Origin of the sequence: Pontiella sulfatireligans (assembly GCF_900890705.1) — a bacterium.
Lineage (GTDB): Bacteria > Verrucomicrobiota > Kiritimatiellia > Kiritimatiellales > Pontiellaceae > Pontiella > Pontiella sulfatireligans.
The window spans coordinates 1001629-1018895 of sequence record NZ_CAAHFH010000002.1; the positions used below are offsets into that span (position 1 = coordinate 1001629).

At 55.2% G+C, this 17267-nt stretch carries 19 protein-coding genes; 7 read left to right on the forward strand and 12 right to left on the reverse strand.

Annotated features, from left to right (window positions below):
- Positions 1-317: 317 nt before the first annotated feature.
- Positions 318-1535, forward strand: a complete 1218-nt coding sequence (locus SCARR_RS17180; RefSeq protein ID WP_136064663.1) for an ammonium transporter — start codon at positions 318-320, stop codon at positions 1533-1535.
- Between the two features lie 88 nt (positions 1536-1623).
- Entirely contained in the window at positions 1624-1965 is a 342-nt protein-coding gene (locus SCARR_RS17185) for a P-II family nitrogen regulator (RefSeq protein ID WP_136062896.1), read from the forward strand.
- A 48-nt stretch (positions 1966-2013) separates the two neighbouring features.
- On the opposite strand, the gene rph is transcribed toward SCARR_RS17185, so the two are convergent.
- A complete protein-coding gene (rph, locus tag SCARR_RS17190) occupies positions 2014-2796 on the reverse strand; it encodes a ribonuclease PH (protein ID WP_136062897.1) in 783 nt (260 codons plus the stop codon).
- A 169-nt stretch (positions 2797-2965) separates the two neighbouring features.
- On the opposite strand from rph, the gene rpsU reads away from it, so the two are divergent.
- A complete protein-coding gene (rpsU, locus tag SCARR_RS17195) occupies positions 2966-3148 on the forward strand; it encodes a 30S ribosomal protein S21 (protein ID WP_136062898.1) in 183 nt (60 codons plus the stop codon).
- A 115-nt stretch (positions 3149-3263) separates the two neighbouring features.
- Here the strand turns inward: rpsU and SCARR_RS17200 are convergent, their stop codons facing one another.
- From SCARR_RS17200 to trpS, 11 genes are all read right to left on the reverse strand, one after another.
- Positions 3264-4157, reverse strand: a complete 894-nt coding sequence (locus tag SCARR_RS17200) for an aldo/keto reductase (RefSeq protein WP_136062899.1) — start codon at positions 4155-4157, stop codon at positions 3264-3266.
- Positions 4158-4223: 66 nt separating this feature from the next.
- Positions 4224-5039 (reverse strand): prepilin peptidase, encoded by an 816-nt coding sequence (locus tag SCARR_RS17205; protein ID WP_136062900.1) that lies wholly within the window; start codon positions 5037-5039, stop codon positions 4224-4226.
- Positions 5040-5144: 105 nt separating this feature from the next.
- Complete coding sequence (gene aroE, locus SCARR_RS17210) at positions 5145-6005, reverse strand: shikimate dehydrogenase (RefSeq protein ID WP_136062901.1); 861 nt, start codon at positions 6003-6005, stop codon at positions 5145-5147.
- A gap of 280 nt (positions 6006-6285) precedes the next feature.
- Positions 6286-6528 (reverse strand): four helix bundle protein, encoded by a 243-nt coding sequence (locus tag SCARR_RS28650; protein ID WP_222846352.1) that lies wholly within the window; start codon positions 6526-6528, stop codon positions 6286-6288.
- Between the two features lie 102 nt (positions 6529-6630).
- Positions 6631-8307: a 2-isopropylmalate synthase gene (locus SCARR_RS17220; RefSeq protein ID WP_136062902.1), complete on the reverse strand. Its 1677-nt coding sequence runs from the start codon at positions 8305-8307 to the stop codon at positions 6631-6633.
- 384 nt (positions 8308-8691) lie between these two features.
- Positions 8692-9000, reverse strand: coding sequence for a type II toxin-antitoxin system RelE/ParE family toxin (locus SCARR_RS17225; protein ID WP_136062903.1), 309 nt, complete (start codon positions 8998-9000; stop codon positions 8692-8694).
- Positions 8985-9173, reverse strand: coding sequence for a hypothetical protein (locus tag SCARR_RS17230; RefSeq protein ID WP_136062904.1), 189 nt, complete (start codon positions 9171-9173; stop codon positions 8985-8987). The genes SCARR_RS17225 and SCARR_RS17230 overlap by 16 nt, the downstream gene beginning before the upstream one ends.
- Before the next feature lie 109 nt (positions 9174-9282).
- Positions 9283-10347 carry a prephenate dehydratase gene (gene pheA / locus SCARR_RS17235; protein WP_136062905.1) on the reverse strand — a complete coding sequence of 355 codons (1065 nt, stop codon included), beginning with the start codon at positions 10345-10347 and terminating at the stop codon, positions 9283-9285.
- A 77-nt stretch (positions 10348-10424) separates the two neighbouring features.
- On the reverse strand, positions 10425-11159 hold the full coding sequence (gene scpB / locus SCARR_RS17240; RefSeq protein ID WP_136062906.1) for an SMC-Scp complex subunit ScpB: 735 nt from the start codon (positions 11157-11159) through the stop codon (positions 10425-10427).
- 135 nt (positions 11160-11294) lie between these two features.
- Positions 11295-12086, reverse strand: a complete 792-nt coding sequence (locus tag SCARR_RS17245) for a segregation and condensation protein A (protein ID WP_222846353.1) — start codon at positions 12084-12086, stop codon at positions 11295-11297.
- Between the two features lie 131 nt (positions 12087-12217).
- Complete coding sequence (gene trpS / locus SCARR_RS17250; RefSeq protein ID WP_136062907.1) at positions 12218-13180, reverse strand: tryptophan--tRNA ligase; 963 nt, start codon at positions 13178-13180, stop codon at positions 12218-12220.
- Positions 13181-13550: 370 nt separating this feature from the next.
- On the opposite strand from trpS, the gene SCARR_RS17255 reads away from it, so the two are divergent.
- From SCARR_RS17255 to SCARR_RS17270, 4 genes are all read left to right on the forward strand, one after another.
- Positions 13551-13832 carry a metal-sensitive transcriptional regulator gene (locus SCARR_RS17255; protein WP_136062908.1) on the forward strand — a complete coding sequence of 94 codons (282 nt, stop codon included), beginning with the start codon at positions 13551-13553 and terminating at the stop codon, positions 13830-13832.
- A 14-nt stretch (positions 13833-13846) separates the two neighbouring features.
- Positions 13847-14149 (forward strand): hypothetical protein, encoded by a 303-nt coding sequence (locus SCARR_RS17260; RefSeq protein WP_136062909.1) that lies wholly within the window; start codon positions 13847-13849, stop codon positions 14147-14149.
- Positions 14150-14194: 45 nt separating this feature from the next.
- Entirely contained in the window at positions 14195-15559 is a 1365-nt protein-coding gene (locus SCARR_RS17265) for a TolC family protein (protein ID WP_136062910.1), read from the forward strand.
- Between the two features lie 62 nt (positions 15560-15621).
- On the forward strand, positions 15622-17208 hold the full coding sequence (locus tag SCARR_RS17270) for an efflux RND transporter periplasmic adaptor subunit (protein ID WP_187356380.1): 1587 nt from the start codon (positions 15622-15624) through the stop codon (positions 17206-17208).
- The last annotated feature ends 59 nt before the right edge of the window (positions 17209-17267 follow it).

The window sequence follows — 17267 nt, forward strand, 5'->3', positions numbered from 1 at the left end:
AAAGGCGACCTTGACGCCGCCCTTTTGCGGCCAAACAGCAACAATTTTGTTTCACGCAAAACAAATCTGTCAGATCTGTCGGACAAAACCGATCAACAAAAACACAGCTTCTTTTCCGCAACCAACTCTCCCCACAACACTTGCAACTCACCTCCTCCTAATGGCACGCCTTGTGCGTCAATGATCAGTTTTTGCCGGTTCCGTTGGAGAGCGGAACCGAGGATGCAACACCAACAGGAGCGAGAGAAATGCCAAAAACAAAGAAAGTGGCCGCAATGGTCACTTTCCTGGCGGGTTTGGGCCTGTCCGGAACAGCAATGGCTGCGGACGGGGACGCCGCGGGGGAATTAGCCAGTTCATCGAACACCCTTTTCATTCTGCTAGGCGCAGTAATGATTCTGGCCATGCACGGGGGCTTTGCTTTTTTGGAGGTCGGATCCGTCCGGCGAAAGAACCAGGTCAACGCACTCAACAAAATTATCTGCGAATGGGGATTTTCCACCATCGTCTATTTTTTGATCGGCTATCCGCTCGCCCGGGGCGTTTCGCTTTTGGTGCCCGTCGAGGAACTGGCGGCCGACCACGGCTTTGAGTATGTAAAGTTTTTCCTGCTGCTCGGCTTTGCCGCCTGTATTCCCGCCATCATTTCCGGCGGCGTTGCGGAACGCGCCAAGTTTTGGACCAACTCGGTGGCGGGCGCCATCTTTGTCGGCCTGGTCTATCCGCTGATCGAAGGCACGACCTGGGGACAATTCAGCAACTGCCTCGGCGGCGCCGATGGCTGGATGGCAAATACGTTTGGAGCGCCGTTCCATGACTTTGCCGGCTCCGTTGTTGTTCACGCCACCGGTGGCTGGCTGGCGCTTCCGGCCATCATGCTGCTCGGCCCGCGCTTGAAGCGCTATGAAACCAACTCCATTAAGGTAAGCTCCATTCCCTTCCTGGCACTCGGCAGCTGGATCTTGATTGTCGGCTGGTTCGGCTTCAATGTGATGAGCGCCGGCAACCTGAGCAATGTTTCGGGGCTGGTCGCGATCAACTCGTTGATGGCCATGGTCGGCGGCACCATCGCCGCCATGGCGATTTCGAAAAACGACGCCGGCTTCGTGCACAACGGCGCGCTGGCCGGACTCGTGGCCGTCTGCGCCGGCTCCGACCTCTACCACCCCGTCTGCGCGGCGGTCGTCGGCGCCTTTGCCGGCGGCATCTTTGTTTTCATGTTCGAGAACGAAACCGAAAAATGGAGGATCGACGACGTACTCGGCGTGTGGCCGCTGCATGGCATCTGCGGCGCCTGGGGAGGCATTGCCGCCGGTATTTTCGGACAGAAGGCGCTCGGAGGCATGGGCGGCGTCTCCTTCTTCTCGCAGCTGATTGTTACGCTGGTTGTAATTGTGCTCTGCCTAGCGGCCAGTACACTGGTTTACGGATTGATGAAAGTTACGGTCGGAATCCGGCTCAGCGCGCACGAAGAGCTGCGCGGCTCCGACCTGTCTGTGCATATGATTGAAGCCAACCCTGAAGAGGCCATGTAAGGGAGTTTTAAGATTTAGGTTTTAGGTGTTAAGAGCCCTAAAACTTAACCACTTAAAATCTAACACGCTCACAAAAGGAACTTTTGTTATGAAAATGATTATTGCTGTAATCCAACCTGAAAAACTCGACGACGTGAAAGAGTCGCTCTTTCATGCCGAGGTTCACAAAATGACCGTCAGCCGCGTACGCGGCTGCGGCACGCAGATGGGCTTCACCGAGCACTACCGCGGCCAAGTCCGCTCCGTCAGCCTGCTCGAAAAAGTCCGTATCGAAATCGCGGTCAACGAGGAGTTTGTGGATGAAACCGTCAAGGCCATCGTCAAAGGCGCCAAGAGCGGCAACATTGGCGACGGAAAAATCTTCGTCATGCCGATGGACGACTGCATCCGTATCCGCACCGACGAAACCGGCCACGACGCCATTGGGTAAGAATAGTTCTGTGCTTAGAAAGAGGCGGCCGCAAGGCCGCCTTTTTATTTAGCCCAGCACGGCCTTCTGCATTTCGACCAGCTCGCCGATGCCCTTCTCGGCAAGCTCCAGCATTTCCATGAGTTCGGCCTTGCTGAACGGCGCACCCTCGGCAGTGCCCTGTACTTCAATGATTTTGCCGGACTCGGTCATCACAAAGTTGGCATCCACCTCGGCAGCGGAGTCTTCGAGATAGCAAAGGTCGAGAATCGAAACCTTTTTATGAATGCCCACGCTGATGGCCGCCAAAGCTTCAATCACCGGATCGTGCTTGACCAGACCGTCTTTCATCAACCGATCGACGGCGAGCTTAAGCGCAACGTATGCGCCTGTAATGGAAGCCGTGCGGGTGCCGCCGTCGGCCTGGATCACATCGCAGTCGAGATAGATCTGGCGCCGGCCGAGTTTCTTCAAATCAACCACCGCGCGCAACGAACGCCCGATGAGACGCTGGATTTCCATTGTGCGACCGCCAATCTTGCCTTTCGTGGCCTCGCGCTGGGTGCGGTCCTGCGTGGCGCCGGGCAGCATGCTGTACTCCGCCGTCACCCATCCGCCGGGCACTTTCTGAAAACGCATCCAGCCCGGCACGTTTTCTTCCACACTCGCCGTGCAGATGACACGCGTATTGCCCATTTCCACCAACACCGACCCTTTGGCCGAAGAGATGAAGTTCTTTGTAAATTTAACGGAGCGCAACTCGTCGGCCTTTCGCCCGTCGATGCGTTTTTCCGAATTGTCGACTACGGCATCCAAATCGATGCCCCCGCTTAGATTGATCTCTTTTTTCATAGTTCGCGCATCGTGGCGAAGAACCCGGGCGATTGCAAACTTCCAATGTCTACAAAAGAGCCCGCGCGCCCAAAGAACGCTGGATATTCTATTTGACTTCACCTATCCGCTCCCCTAGCTTCTCGCACTTGTTTTTGACCCCAAACGATTGGGGGAGGTGAATTTAGATATGGCACAAGAAACCTGTGAAGTGAAAGTACGTCGAGGAGAAAGCGTCGACCGCGCCCTGCGTCGCCTAAAGAAGGCGCTGGACAAGGAAGGCATCCTCAAAACCATGCGCTCCAAGCGCTGCTACGAGAAACCGAGCGAAAAGAAAAAACGCTTGGCGAACAGCCGTCGCGGCCGTAAATAGAATTTCTCAGTTATTGAGAAATGCAAAAGCTCCCTCAATCGGGGAGCTTTTTTTGTGGGGGCGAATTCTGTGCCCCGGCGCCCCTGCACGTCGTAGGTGGCGGATCGGAATCCGCCTACAACCGCACTGCTGGATACTTGGCCATCAACGCCAAATTCTCATCCACCTGCTCCGGCGAAACCGCACCGATGGTCATGGCATCGAATGCACCGCAGGTCTGAGCGTATTTCATACACTCGTCGCGCTTGTCAACCAGCTGCCCTTCCCCATAGATTTTCATGCCGATGATCGCTTTGCCGTTGGCCTTGGCCTTTTGCAGCAAGGCCAAGACCTCTTCCGGGCTCGAATCGCACTTCACGCCGAAGGGATTGAGGCGTGCAAGCATGACATCCACCCATGGAAGCTCCGCCGCAGTCTGCATCGCTCCAAAATCGTGGCACGAAACGCCCACCGCTTTGATCTGCCCTTTTGCCTTGGCCTCCGACAGCACATCCATGTAGGGCTTCATTTCCTCAACCCAATCCTGTTTCACAAGGCAGTGCAGCAACACGATGTCGAGATAGTCCGTCTGGAGCTCATATCGGAAACGCTCAACCGCCGCCTCCGCCGAGCGCCGGCGGTGCTCCAAGGAAAGCTCGCCGGGATTGTTGCTATCGGTGCGCCACCACAGTTTAGTCATAATGGCCACCTGTTCGCGGGGAATGTGGCGTAACGCCTCCCGGCAATAGGGATGGGAGCCGTACCAATCGGCCAGATCGAAAAAGTTGATGCCGCGGTCGTAGCAGTGGCGAAACAGACCTGTGAATTTTTCAAAGCCCTGCCGGGTCATCGCTGATTTTTTACGGCCGGATTTCACCCCCGTCCCGAATCCCATGCGGGACATGCTGATTCCGGTGCTGCCGAGTTTGATTTGCGGAGGCGCAACAGGAACCGAAGCCCTGCAAGTTACAACAGCCGCTGCGCCTCCAATCATTGGAACAACAAAGTTTCTACGACTCAGTCCATGCATGACGACCTCCAGAAATTGGAAGCATGGATAGCACGGCTCGCAGTAGAATTCTATTCGCAATAACGCTTAATAAGCTCCACCGCTCGCCCAAGCCGCATACGCTTCCCACAGGCTGGACCCGCCCAGCATCCAGAAGATGGCGGCCAGCGCAATGTAGGGACCGAAAGGAATTTTGCTCTGCCATTCCTTCTTGCCGAAAGCAATGAAGGAAACGCCGACAATGGCGCCGACCAGCGATGAAACGAAAACGATGAAGATGATCGACTCCCAGCCGAGAAAGGCGCCGAGTGCACCCATCAGCTTGACGTCGCCAAAACCCATTGCATCTTTTTTCAGCACAAGGCGACCAATCAGAGCCACCGACCAAAGCGAACCAAATCCGACGGCCAAACCGATCAACGATTCGACCAATCCGGCAACATGCCCCTCCACGCCGTGCATGGCGGGAAGCAGGAAGCTAAAGATAGGTCCGACAATCATGCCTCCAATCGTAACGCGGTCGGGAAGCCACATTTCATCAACATCCACCATGCTTCCCAAGATCAGCCCAAACGTTAGCAACAGGTAGGGCACGAGCACCAAATCGTAAGGGAAGCGCAACCATATCAGCGCAAACAGAATGGCCGTAAGCAACTCAATGGAGGGGTAGCGCGCGGAAATGGGCGCTTTGCAATAACGGCACTTCCCGCCCAGGAAAATCCATCCAAAGATTGGAATATTGTCCTTCCACGCAAGATTGGTCATGCACTTCGGACAGCGCGACCGCGGCTTCACGACAGAGAGTTCAGCCGGAATGCGATAGATGCAAACGTTCAGAAAACTGCCCCAGCAAGCCCCGAACAAGAACACCACAAATGTGAAGTACCAATCTATAAATGTCATGCTATCCAATCCTTATTCGTGAGCCGTGAGCCGTGAGCCGTGAGCCGTGAGTTTTCCGCAACACAACACCGTGAACAAAGGAAATCACGTCTCAATCGTCACGTTTCACTCCCCATATACCGCATCTTCCAACGCTTTCCGCATCGCCGGAACTGACGGCTCGGCGCCGGTCCAGATTCCGAAGGCGCGGGCACCCTGATGCAAAAGCATGCCTAGACCATTTGCAATATCTGTGCCAGCTTCGCGCGCAGTGGTCAGGAAAGCAGTTTCGGGATACATGTAAATCAGGTCGAAGGCGCGCTGCCCTGCACGAAAAGCTTCAGGAGGGAGCAGCGAAGGATCATCCTTCCTCATGCCCACCGGCGAGGCCTGAACAACCAAATCGCATCCCCGGCACAGCTCAACCTGCGTTGCTTTGTCTAAGGCCTGAACAATCTCCACATTAGGGGTCAGTCCTATTATTTCATCATTTAGCTTTTGCACCCGTTCCGCATCAATATCGGCCAAAACGAGCGACTTCGCCCCCTCGGTTGCCGCCTGCAGCGCGGTAGCCCGCCCTGCTCCGCCGCAACCCAGCACAAAGATGGAATCGCCCTCAACACTTTTGCCAAATGCTTCTTCCAATGCTTTTAAGAATCCGTAGCCGTCGGTGTTATGGCCGACCATGCCGCCGTCCGTGAATTCAATCGTATTGGCCGCGCCGAACAGTTTGGCGCTCGCGTCGAGCTTTTCCAATCCCCGGAAAGCGACTTCCTTGTGCGGCACCGTCAGGTTCACGCCCGCAAAGCCCATCAGCGCCATCGACGGCAGCACTTCCATCAGACGGTCCGGATGCACATCCAGCGCCAGATAGATTCCATCAAACTCCAGCTCCTGCATCGATGCATTATGCATCACCGGCGACAGCGTATGCCCAATCGGGTGCCCCAGCACGGCAAACGGTTTTGTATGTCCACTTAATTGCATAACTCTGTCTCCAATCAATCATCCTCGTCCTCGACAACCCTCGTTCCTCGTCCTCGGAACAAAAGATCGAGGACGACACATGAGAACGATGGGCGAGGACGATTTGTTATTCTCCATCCACGATGTATTCTGGTCCGTCTATGCGGACCTGACCAACCTTATTAAATCGCTCAACCAACTTCGACAGCATTGAAACAATACGGACAAGTAGGCCTTTTCCTTCAACAATCCGCTCTTTCGAGCAGGCCTTTTTTGCAACCAATGCATCGAGGCAGGCGGCTCACTCGGTGGCCGAACCGCGGGCATCGTCAAAAAACTTTGCACGGCCACGCATCTGCCTCTTTCCATTGCCCTCGGCTGTATTGAACATAATCGATAGGCTCGCTCGATCCAAATGGCCGCACGGCTCACGCACAGATACACTCGACGCTTTTTTAACTTCAACCATGAGGTCAGTTGCCCAAGCCACAAACTCCACTTCGAGCTGATAGACGTCGAGTTTCTCGTGATCGAACTGTGCCATGTTCTTTCTCCATCTCTACTCGTACTCGTCCTCGACAATCCTCGTCCCTCGTCCTCGGCGTGCAGATCGAGGACGAGCATCGAGAACGAAGGGCGAGGACGATTAGGTCTTCGCAATGCGGTTCAAGCCGGCAATGATCGCTTTAACCGCAGCCTGGTTGATATTGGAATCAGAACCAACGCCATAGATCACTCCGGTATCCTGAACTTCCAACGGCACATAGGCCATAGCCTTTGCATCCGCACCTTCACCAATGGCTTCTTCATCATAGTCATGAACCTTAAAATCCAAATCAACCACGCTTCGCATGGCATTCACAAAAGCGGAGATCGGGCCGTTGCCATCGGCCTTGACGGTCTTTTCTTCGCCATTAATCTTCACCTTCACTTCACCATGGATGAACGTCGGATCCTGATCGTCCGGGCGTGGCCAGTAGCCCACCAATTCGTATGGCCCATTCGGCGCAACAAACTCGTTCTGGAAAACCGAATACACTTCATCGGCGCTGATTTCACGGCCAACCGACTCGCTGTAGCCCTGCACATATTTGCTGAGCTCCGGCTGCATCGCTTTTGGAATGGTGATCCCGAAGTCCTGCTCGAGCACCCACGCAATCCCGCCCTTTCCGGACTGCGAATTGATGCGGATGAGCCGCTCGAACTTGCGCCCGAGGTCGGCCGGATCAATATGAAGATACGGCACCTTCCAGCCCATGCCAAAGCGGTCGGGCGCTTCGGAAAGCTTGTGCACGCCCTTGTTGATGGCATCCTGGTGCGACCCGGAAAATGCCGTGAACGCATAGCTTCCCGAATACGGCTGGCGATAGTAGATCGGCATGCCGGTCAAACGCTCAACCGTCTGCGCCACATGCGCAAGATCGGAAAAATCAATTCCCGTATCGATGCCGCGCGAAAAGAGGTTGTTGACGCAGGTGACGAGGTCAACATTGCCCGTGCGCTCGCCATGCCCGAACAGCGTGCCTTCAACGCGGTCGGCGCCGGCCATAAGCGCAAGCTCGGTGGCGGCCACGGCCATGCCTTGGTCGTTGTGCGAGTGGAGCGAAACCGTAATGCAGTCGCGCTTCGAAAAGTTGCGGCAGAAATATTCAATCATATCTGCATAGTGATTCGGCGGGCGGCGCTCAACCGTCGCCGGGAGATTCATGATCACAGGCTTTTCGGGCGTACCCTTGCCCCACGCTTCGAATACCGCTTCGCAAAGCTCGAGCGAAAAATCGACGTCGGTGTCGGTAAATTCTTCCGGCGAAAATTCGTAGCGGACGTCCGACTCCGGCATCGCGTCAGCGAGCTCGCGGATCTGCTTCGTGGAAGCCACTGCGGTTTCGATGAGCTGCGGGCGCTCCATGCCGAAGACCTGCTTCATGTGGAGATCGGAAGGTGCGATGTAGGCGTGCACAATGCCGCGCTTGCAGCCCTTGAAGGCTTCGAGCGTGCGGGCGATGAGGTGCGGGCGCGACTGCGTGAGCCCCATAATGAATACATCGTCGGGAATGAGGTCTTCTTCGATCAGCTTGCGGAAAAAGTCAAACTCATCCTGGCTGGCCGACGGGAAGCCAACCTCAATGTGCTTGAAACCGATGTCGCAGAGCATCTTAAAATATTCCAGTTTCTGATCCGGATCCATCGGGTCTGGCAGCGCTTGGTTGCCGTCGCGCATATCCACCGAACACCATTGCGGCGATACAGTGAGGCTCTTCGACGGCCATTGGCGGTCGGGGAGATTGATCATCTTCGGAATTACATATTTGGGCACACTCATTTTTCTCTCCTAAAATAGGGTATAATCTAAACAACCCCGGCTTCCTGTTCCATTCCATTCATATTATTTCTAGCCGCAGACAAACACCGATTCACACGGATTTCAATCTGAGTTCTTCCGTGTTGATCCGTGGCTAAACACAAAAAAACCTCCGCGGGCTGCCCTGCGGAGGTTTTTCGAAATCTGTTGAATCAACAAACTATAGGCAAACCGCCTCCACAGGATCATTCCCAGCGAGTAGCAAGCCTAGCAACAAATTGTTGAGTTCGTTCTTCATAACGGTTCAGAACATAATTCCAACCGCTGGCCGGAGTCAACTCCTAATAAGATTCGATTCTAATAACGGCGCCTAGATTTCTGCCTTCGGGCAGAAGCCGAAGATGGTCATTCGCCAGATTTGGGCAAGACTCGTTCTAACTGACGGGCGCCGTGGCACAGGGCAACGATTTCGATGTGCTTTGCCTGAATGCGATAAATGATCCGATAGTCGCCGTAGATCCTCTCCCTTAAATGCGGATTATTGTATTCGGGCACCATCCTGCCCGTCTGGGGGAAGGCTGGAATTGATTTGACGAGGGCAACAACCTTCTGGGCAAAAATACAGGCATAGACCGGAGAGTCTTCTGCAATAAACTCGCAAACGCTCTCGAGGTGCGATGCCGCACGGGGCGACCAGATTATGCGGTTAGCCATTTCCCCATCCGCTTTTCGACCTCTTCGTGCGGAATGCCCTTGCCCCCATCCAACTCTTTTAGCCCGGCATCGACCTGGGTCTTGAAATAGAGTTCAGCCATGATGTCGTCCAGCGTGGAATCGTCCGGCATATCTTTAACCATGTTGACTACAGAATCTTTCAACACACTCATTAAACTATCTCCGTTATCCTTGGACGCTGTTTACCAAACCCTCCCCTAAAAGGGAAGTTGATCCTTATACAACAACCGATTACCGCCTAAAGGCGGGACTACAAACCTTTTATATTTCCGCCTTCGGGTAGGAGCCGAGGATGGTCATGAGGGTGCAGTGCTCCTGCAGTTCGTCGAGGGCGCGCTTGACCTCGGGCTGTTCGACGTGGCCGTCGATATCGACGAAGAAATAGTATTCCCATGCCTTGTTGCGGCTGGGGCGCGACTCGATCTTGGTCATGTTGATGTTGTCGGTCTTGAAAACGGAGAGCGCATCGTAGAGCGCGCCCACCTTGTGCTTTACACCAAACACGATGGAGGTCTTGTCGCAGCCCGTAGGTGCACTGTACTCCTGTCCGATAATCAGAAAGCGGGTGGTGTTGCCCTGCATATCCTGAATATTTTCAGCAAGCACATCGACGTCATACATATCCGACGCCATCACGCTGGCAATCGCCGCGGCTCCTGGTGTTTCGAGCGCCAGCTTCACCGCCTTGGTGGTGCTCTCCACCGGAGACAGCTTCACGTTGGGCATATTGGCCGTCAGCCAGCTGCGGCATTGCCCGAACACTTCCTGCTTGCTGAAAATCAGATTGACCTCATTGCTCGGCTGATCCGAAAGAAGCGTCAGCGAAATCGGCAGATAGGCTTCGGCACAGATCTTAAGCGGGGTGGTGGCGAACTGGTCGAAGGTATGCGTCACGGCGCCCTCGGTCGAGTTTTCGACGGGCACCACGCCATAGTCGGCGGAGCGGTTCTGCACGCAGTCGAACACTTCGCCGATGGTGCTGGTGGCAATATAATCCACACTCACGCCAAACTTGTTGCGCGCCGCCTGGTGCGTAAAGGTGGCTTCGGGGCCAAGATAGGCAATCTTCATTTCGGTTTCGAGCGCGAGCGCCGCCGACATGATTTCGCGGTAGATCGCGTGTGCCGCTTCATCCGGAAGCGGCCCGCTGTTCAGCGATCTAATCTTATCGAAGACGGCGCGTTCGCGGGACGGAACGTAGACTTCTGCCCCGGCTTTTTTCTTTTCCTCGCCGATTTCCAGCACCACGTTGATGCGCTCGTTCAGCAACCGGACGATTTCGCTGTCGAGCGAATCGATTTGCACTCTCAAATGGTCGAGATTCATAGTGTTCCCCTTTGAAACTTAAGACCTGAAAACTTCCATAACCCCCGCATTGGGATTCAGGTTTCCCGTTTCAAGCTTCAGGTTTCTTCCTTTTGTATTTCTTCGTCGAGCGCGGCCATGGAGTCGTCGGAACGGTCCTCTTCAACGACGGAAACTTCAGCTTTAAGCTTCTCTTCCATGTTTGGCAAATCATCGGTGGTTTCCTTCTTTTTCTTTTCCTCCACCGGCATGGCGCGCTTGAGCTCCTGGCTGCCCGGCAGATCGTCGATGGTGTTGATGCCGAAATGCTCCAAAAACTTTTGGGTGGTCCCGAAGAGCCAAGGGCGCCCCGGAAGCTCGCTTCGGCGCACCACGCGCACGAGTTGCATATCGATCAGCTTGCGCAGGACGGCATCCACCGAAACCCCGCGCACCTCTTCAATTTCCGAACGGAGGCACGGCTGTCGGTAGGCCACGATCGCCAGCGTTTCGAGCGCCGGTTTGGAGAGGCGCATCGTCTGGTTCTTTTCCAGCAAGGCGCGGACAAACGGTCCGCAGGCGGCATCGTTCTGCAGCCGGAATGCGCCGGCCACCAGCGCAACACTCAAGCCCGCCTTTGCTTTCTCCAAATCTTCCTGCAACTGCTCAAGGGCGCCTCCAATCTGCTGGTCGGTCGCCTTGGCATATTGCTCGTAGGGGCCGCCGAAACCGTTTCCGGTCTCGATCATCGCTTTTCGCATACGCTTAATCGTCAGCGGCTCCTTGGCCGCAAACAGCAATGCGCCGACAATCTGCTTCAATTCTGGGAGTACGTCTACCGTGCTTTCGCTCATGCCTATCTCCGTAACTCAACAACTAAAGTTTTCACCACATTTGGAAGCGAAGAGCGACCAACCGACACGGAGGCGCGGAGCTTCACATCCCCTTTTCCTCAGTGTCTCAGTGCCTCCGTGGTAGAAAATTCGCATTTAAAGCAGCTCCCCGTCGAACGCCAGATCCTCTTCGGGCTCCTCGGCCAGAGGCTCCTCCGGCTCGCGCGGCTCCACCATAATGGCGCCGAAGTGGTCGTCCTGCACGGCTGCAATACGGTTGAGCTTGATGAGTTCAAGCACCGCAAGGAACGTGCAGACGATTTCCTGGCGCGACTGCATTCCGGTGAAAAGATCGGTGATGCTCAATCGTTTCGCAATCTTCAGGTTTTCAACGATGTAAGTCACCTTTTGGCCAACGGTATATTGTTCCGCGAAGATTTCCTGAAGGCTTTCCTCCTGCACGCGGCCCAGCGCCTCGTTCAACGAGGCAATGAGATCGAAGATGCTCGCATCGCGCATGTCGATATCCGGCGCAGCCCCAAGCTCGACGTGCTCGCTTTCGCGGCTAAACACGTTTTCCATGTGGACTTCGAGGTCTTCGAGGTGGTCGGCGGCATCCTTGAATTTTTTGTACTCCACCAGCTGGCGCACCAAATCCCAGCGCGGATCCTCTTCTTCCTCTTCCTCCTGATCCTTGCGTTCGTCCACCGGCAGCAGCATGCGGCTCTTGATCAACATCAGCGTGGCCGACATCACAATAAAGTCGCCCGCAATGTTCAGATCGAGCACCTTCATGAGACCGAGGTATTCCATGTACTGGTCGGTAATGCGCCCGATCGGGATGTCGTAGATATCCACTTCATCCTTTTTGATCAGATACAAAAGCAGGTCGAGCGGCCCCTCGAACACTTCGAGCGAGACCTTGTAGTCGTCTTTAATTAGTTCCATTTGGCTAGACACTTTCCCTCATATTTAATTCAGGTTCACAAGACCATTGATAACAAGCCGATTTCCTCGTCCGGCAAATCAAAATAGTCTTGTTATCCATAGTCCTGTTAAATCCGTTAGCAGGAATATACCTATTCAAGCCCTACGGCTTGGCGCGCTTTCTGAAGTGTTTCCCGGGCGAGCACCGAAGCTTTCTCGGCACCCTTTTTCAATACGCCCTCAACATAATCCATGTTTTCAACCAGTACGCGGCGCTTTTCGCGCATCGGGGCAAAGTGCTCATTAATCTTTTCGAGCAGCTCAGTCTTGGCGTGGCCATAGCCCATGCCTCCGGCGCGGTAGCGCTCCGCCAGCGCGGCCTGCTCTTCTTCCGTCGAAAGCAGCTTGCAGAGCGCGAAGACGTTGCAGGTTTCCGGATCCTTCGGATCTTCCAGCTCCTTGCTGTCGGTCACCACCTTCATCACCCGCTTTTTCAGCGGCTTTCCTTCCATGAAAATTTCAATCGTGTTGTCGTACGACTTCGACATTTTCTGCCCGTCGATGCCCGGCACCACCGCCACGTTTTCGCGGATGAAAGGCTCCGGAACCGTGAACACCTCGCCAAAAGCATTATTGAAACGGATCGCCAAGTCGCGCGTCACTTCCACATGCTGCTTCTGATCCTTGCCGACCGGCACCACGTTCGACTGCACGGCCAGAATATCGGCCGCCATCAATACCGGATACGCAAACAGGCCGTGCATCGCGGCAATGCCCTTGGCCGTCTTGTCCTTGTAGGAATGGCAGCGCTCCAGCAGCCCCATCGGGCAGATCGTCGAAAGCAGCCAGGCCAGCTCGTGCACTTCCGGCATGTCGCTCTGACGGTATAGCGCGGTTTTTTCTGGATCAAGCCCGCAGGCGAGGAAGTCCAGCGCCACATCGGTGGTCATCGTCCGCAGCGAGGCCGGGTCCTGCACCGTGGTCATGGCGTGGTAGTTCGCGATAAAAATATATGCATCGCCCTGCTCCTGCAGTTCGATCGCCGGCTTCATCGCGCCAAAATAGTTGCCGATGTGCAGCTTGCCCGAGGGCTGTATGCCCGTAAGTATTCGCATTAAATAACTCCGTTATTTAGTTATTGGTTAATGGTTATTCGTTAACAGGCATCCAGCAAAGTGGGCATGTTTCGATTAACTATTAACGATTAACTGAAAACTGGCGGATTCCCCGCCTATAAACAGAATCCGCCTTTTTACCCGTTATCCCCTCCCGATACAAATCCATTAATGAAAAGGAAAAGGCCGGATTAGATTTGTAAAAGGTTCGTAATCCCGCCTTCAGGCGGTCTTTTCGCAAAACCATTCCAGACGGATCTCCTGAACTACGCATATTTTTATCACCTATATCACGACCGTTTTTGTCATGTTTTGTTTGAACGATATACCCCCGAGGGGTATCTACCCCATTGAATCACGGAGCTTGAATATGAAAGGACACACCGCCACCCACTCGGAAAACACCGCGCGGCTTTCCCGCATCGAGGGCCAGATCAAGGGCGTGAAACGCATGATCGGCGACGGCGAATACTGCATCGACATCATCACCCAGATCCAGGCCGCCCGCTCGGCGCTGCAATCCGTCAGCAAGATTATTCTCGAAAAACACCTCAAGCACTGCGTCGCCGCTTCCCTCGAAGAGCACAACGAAGCCGGCATCGACGAAAAGATCGAAGAAATCATGACCGTCATCAAACGGATGGGAAAATAGAAAGGAACAAAACCATGAGCAGAAGAAACCTAACCGCAGCCCTCATCACCGCCACGCTGGCCCTCAGTCTCGGCGCCATCGCAGAAGAAAAGAAATCCGAATCAAAAAAGCAGACCATCTGTCCCGTGATGAGGAGTCAGCCTATCGACAAAGACAAGTATATCGACGTTAAGGGCAAGCGAGTCTACGTCTGCTGCTCGGGTTGCATCAATCAGGTCAAAGCCAATCCAGACAAGTATATCAAACGACTCGAAGACCAAGGGGTGGTATTCGAAAAGGCTCCGAAGAAGGACGAGCACGCAGGACACAAGCACTAGTCAGAAACGGGAGGACGCAAGGCCTCCCCTCCGCAGGAGCCAAACATGAAACCTATTTTTAAACACAAAGGCACGAAGGTCACAAAGGCAGTAAATCCAATGCCCGGATTAACTTGGTGTTCTTTGTGCCTTAGTGTTTTATTCTCTACGCTAGTTTTTTCCGATCCGTTTGCCACGAACCTGACCCTGCAGGCGGCGCTGGACCACGGCGCGGAAAACAACCCGCAACTCCTGGCTGTCTTTAACCAGTGGAAGGGCGCGGAGCAAAACATTGCCGTGCAGAAAGGTCTGCCCGATCCAACGCTGACCTACGGCCACTATTTTGAATCGGTCGAAACCCGCACGGGGTCGCAAAACCAACGCTTCGGCCTCAGCCAAACCTTTCCGGGTTTTGGCAAGCTCTCATCGAAGAAAGCAGTCGCATCCACCCACGCCGCCGGGGCTGGCGACCGCTACCGCCGCGCAAAGCTGAATCTCAATCTCTCCATCGCCACATCCTACGCCGAGCTGCACTACCTCAAGCGAAGTACGGAAATCACCGAAGACCGCATCCGCCTCATTCAGGATTTGGAAAAAGTCGCCCGTACGCGCTACAAGGCCGGCGCGCCCATGGCGCCCGTCCTGCAGGCGCAAGTCGAACTCGGCCGGCTCGAAGACCGCCTGCTCTCCCTCAACGACCTGCATCAACCGCAGAAAGCGCAGCTCAACGCCACGCTCAACCGCCCCGCCACGGCCCCGCTGTCCTGGCCTGCCTCGCTGCCCTACCGGGCGGTCGAGGCGGATCCCGAAACGCTGCGCCGCGAACTTGCCCGCACCAGCCCGGAACTCGCCGAACTCGCGCACAGCGTCGAGCAAAGCGGACACCAGATCCGGCTTGCCAGGCGGGAACGCCTGCCCGACTTCACCCTCGGTGTGCAGTTTATTGAAACAGGCAACGCCTCCACAGCCGTAACCGATAGCGGAAAAGATCCCGTCATTGGCACCATCGGCATCAACCTACCCATCTGGTTCGGCAAAAACCGGGCGCGCATCGCATCCGCCGCCTACAAGAAAACCGCCGCCCAGTTCAGCCTCGAAAACCGCGAGCAAACCCTCGACGCCGACATCCGCCAAATCCTCTTCAAACTGCGCGACGCCGACCGCAAGATCAACCTCTACAAGGAAAGCCTCATTCCCAAGGCCGAGCAGTCGCTGGAAGTAAACCGCAAAGCCTATGAGGCCGGCCAGATGGAATTCATCAACCTCATCGATGCCGAGCGCATGCTGCTCGAATTCGACCTCGCCCACGAACGCGCCCTCGCCGACCACCTCATCGCCCGCGCCGAGCTCAGCCAGCTCACCGGCACCGATTTCCTCACCGAAAAAAATAAACACCAAGACACAAAGAACACGAAGAGCGACACACCATAAGAAACTTCGTGGCCCCCGTGTCTTAAGCGAGTTTACGAGCGAGTGTTAAAAAGGAATGAACCATGAAACGCATTAAATCCATCCTGCTCATCATCGCCACCCTGGTTATCGGCTTCGTTCTGCGCGGCTGCTTCACTCCTCAAACCTCAAACTCCAAACAGCAAACCACAAACCCCAAACCCCAAACCGCCACATGGACCTGCTCGATGCATCCGCAGATCAAACTTCCAAAGGCAGGAAAATGCCCGGTCTGCCTGATGGATCTCATCCCGCTTGAATCCGGCGGCGACGAGGGCGGCGAGCGCGAGATCAGCGTCAGCCCCTATGCCGCAAAACTGTTGGAGATCGAAACGTCTGAAGTCGCCCGCCAGTTTATGTCGGCCGAAGTCCGCATGGTCGGCAAAGTGGATTATGATGAGACCCGCGTAACCTATATTTCCGCCTGGGTGCCCGGCCGCATCGACCGACTCTTTGTCGACTACACCGGCATACCCGTAAAGAAAGGCGACCACCTCGCCGAGCTCTACAGCCCGGACCTCCTTACTGCGCAGGAGGAACTGTTGCAGGCTGTAAAACATAACCCCTCACTCATTGAAGCCTCCCGCGAAAAACTGCGTCTCTGGGGTCTCACTGCCGAACAGATTGCCGGGATTGAACAAAGCGGAACGCCCGCCGACCACATGACGATCTATTCCCCCGCAGGCGGCATTGTCATCCACAAGAACGCCAAGGAAGGCCAGTATGTCCAGACCGGCACCCAGATCTACACCATCGCGGATCTTTCCACCATCTGGATCCAGCTCGACGCCTACGAAAGCGACCTCAACTGGCTCCGCTACGGCGGGCAGGTCGACTTCACCACCGAAGCCTATCCGGGGCAATCCTTCGCAGGCACGATTTCCTTCATCGATCCGGTCATCAACTCCGCCACCCGCACGGCCAAGGTGCGCGTGATCGTCGACAACCCGACCCTTGCGCTCAAGCCGGGCATGTTTGTCCGCGCCGTCGCCCGTCCGAAAGTGGCCGAAGGCGGCCGCGTCATGGACCCTGGGCTGGCCGGGAAATGGATCAGCCCGATGCACCCGGAAGTGATCAAGGACGGCCCCGGCCCCTGCGATGTCTGTGGCATGCCGCTGGTTACCGCTGAGTCTCTTGGCTACGTGACGGATAACCCGCAAAATGCGCCACTCGTCATCCCGGCAACGGCAGCATTGAAGACCGGGAAACGCGCCGTCGTCTATATTGAAATTCCTGATCAGGAAAAACCGACCTATGAGGGACGGGAAGTCGAACTCGGCGTCCGCCTCGGCAATTTTTATGTGGTCGCCGACGGACTCGAAGAAGGCGAGCGCGTTGTCACCCGTGGCGCCTTCAAGCTCGATGCCGAACTGCAGATCCACGCCAAGCCCAGTATGATGTCGATGCCCTCTGAGCAAGCAGCGGACAGCACCGAGCCCAAACCACAAACCCACTGCCCCGTCATGGGCGGCGAAATCAATAAAGAAGTCTTCGCCGACCACAACGGCATGCGCATTTATTTCTGCTGCGCCGGGTGCGACTCCGAATTCAAAGCCGACCCCGAAAAATATCTAATGCAAATGAAAGCCGAGGGCATCGAACCAGAAAAACTCGAGGAACCATCTGAATGAAACCTCTTCCACATAGCTTAGGCAGAATAATTTTGTGGCAGAATAATTTTTTATTGCAG

Excerpts from the sequence above, each read along its gene's own strand:
- SCARR_RS17180 (WP_136064663.1), top strand. The coding sequence starts at position 318 with ATGGCTGCGGACGGGGACGCCGCGGGGGAATTAGCCAGTTCATCGAAC.
- SCARR_RS17185 (WP_136062896.1), top strand. The coding sequence starts at position 1,624 with ATGAAAATGATTATTGCTGTAATCCAACCTGAAAAACTCGACGACGTG.
- rph (WP_136062897.1), bottom strand. The coding sequence starts at position 2,796 with ATGAAAAAAGAGATCAATCTAAGCGGGGGCATCGATTTGGATGCCGTA.
- rpsU (WP_136062898.1), top strand. The coding sequence starts at position 2,966 with ATGGCACAAGAAACCTGTGAAGTGAAAGTACGTCGAGGAGAAAGCGTC.
- SCARR_RS17200 (WP_136062899.1), bottom strand. The coding sequence starts at position 4,157 with ATGCATGGACTGAGTCGTAGAAACTTTGTTGTTCCAATGATTGGAGGC.
- SCARR_RS17205 (WP_136062900.1), bottom strand. The coding sequence starts at position 5,039 with ATGACATTTATAGATTGGTACTTCACATTTGTGGTGTTCTTGTTCGGG.
- aroE (WP_136062901.1), bottom strand. The coding sequence starts at position 6,005 with ATGCAATTAAGTGGACATACAAAACCGTTTGCCGTGCTGGGGCACCCG.
- SCARR_RS28650 (WP_222846352.1), bottom strand. The coding sequence starts at position 6,528 with ATGGCACAGTTCGATCACGAGAAACTCGACGTCTATCAGCTCGAAGTG.
- SCARR_RS17220 (WP_136062902.1), bottom strand. The coding sequence starts at position 8,307 with ATGAGTGTGCCCAAATATGTAATTCCGAAGATGATCAATCTCCCCGAC.
- SCARR_RS17225 (WP_136062903.1), bottom strand. The coding sequence starts at position 9,000 with ATGGCTAACCGCATAATCTGGTCGCCCCGTGCGGCATCGCACCTCGAG.
- SCARR_RS17230 (WP_136062904.1), bottom strand. The coding sequence starts at position 9,173 with ATGAGTGTGTTGAAAGATTCTGTAGTCAACATGGTTAAAGATATGCCG.
- pheA (WP_136062905.1), bottom strand. The coding sequence starts at position 10,347 with ATGAATCTCGACCATTTGAGAGTGCAAATCGATTCGCTCGACAGCGAA.
- scpB (WP_136062906.1), bottom strand. The coding sequence starts at position 11,159 with ATGAGCGAAAGCACGGTAGACGTACTCCCAGAATTGAAGCAGATTGTC.
- SCARR_RS17245 (WP_222846353.1), bottom strand. The coding sequence starts at position 12,086 with ATGGAACTAATTAAAGACGACTACAAGGTCTCGCTCGAAGTGTTCGAG.
- trpS (WP_136062907.1), bottom strand. The coding sequence starts at position 13,180 with ATGCGAATACTTACGGGCATACAGCCCTCGGGCAAGCTGCACATCGGC.
- SCARR_RS17255 (WP_136062908.1), top strand. The coding sequence starts at position 13,551 with ATGAAAGGACACACCGCCACCCACTCGGAAAACACCGCGCGGCTTTCC.
- SCARR_RS17260 (WP_136062909.1), top strand. The coding sequence starts at position 13,847 with ATGAGCAGAAGAAACCTAACCGCAGCCCTCATCACCGCCACGCTGGCC.
- SCARR_RS17265 (WP_136062910.1), top strand. The coding sequence starts at position 14,195 with ATGAAACCTATTTTTAAACACAAAGGCACGAAGGTCACAAAGGCAGTA.
- SCARR_RS17270 (WP_187356380.1), top strand. The coding sequence starts at position 15,622 with ATGAAACGCATTAAATCCATCCTGCTCATCATCGCCACCCTGGTTATC.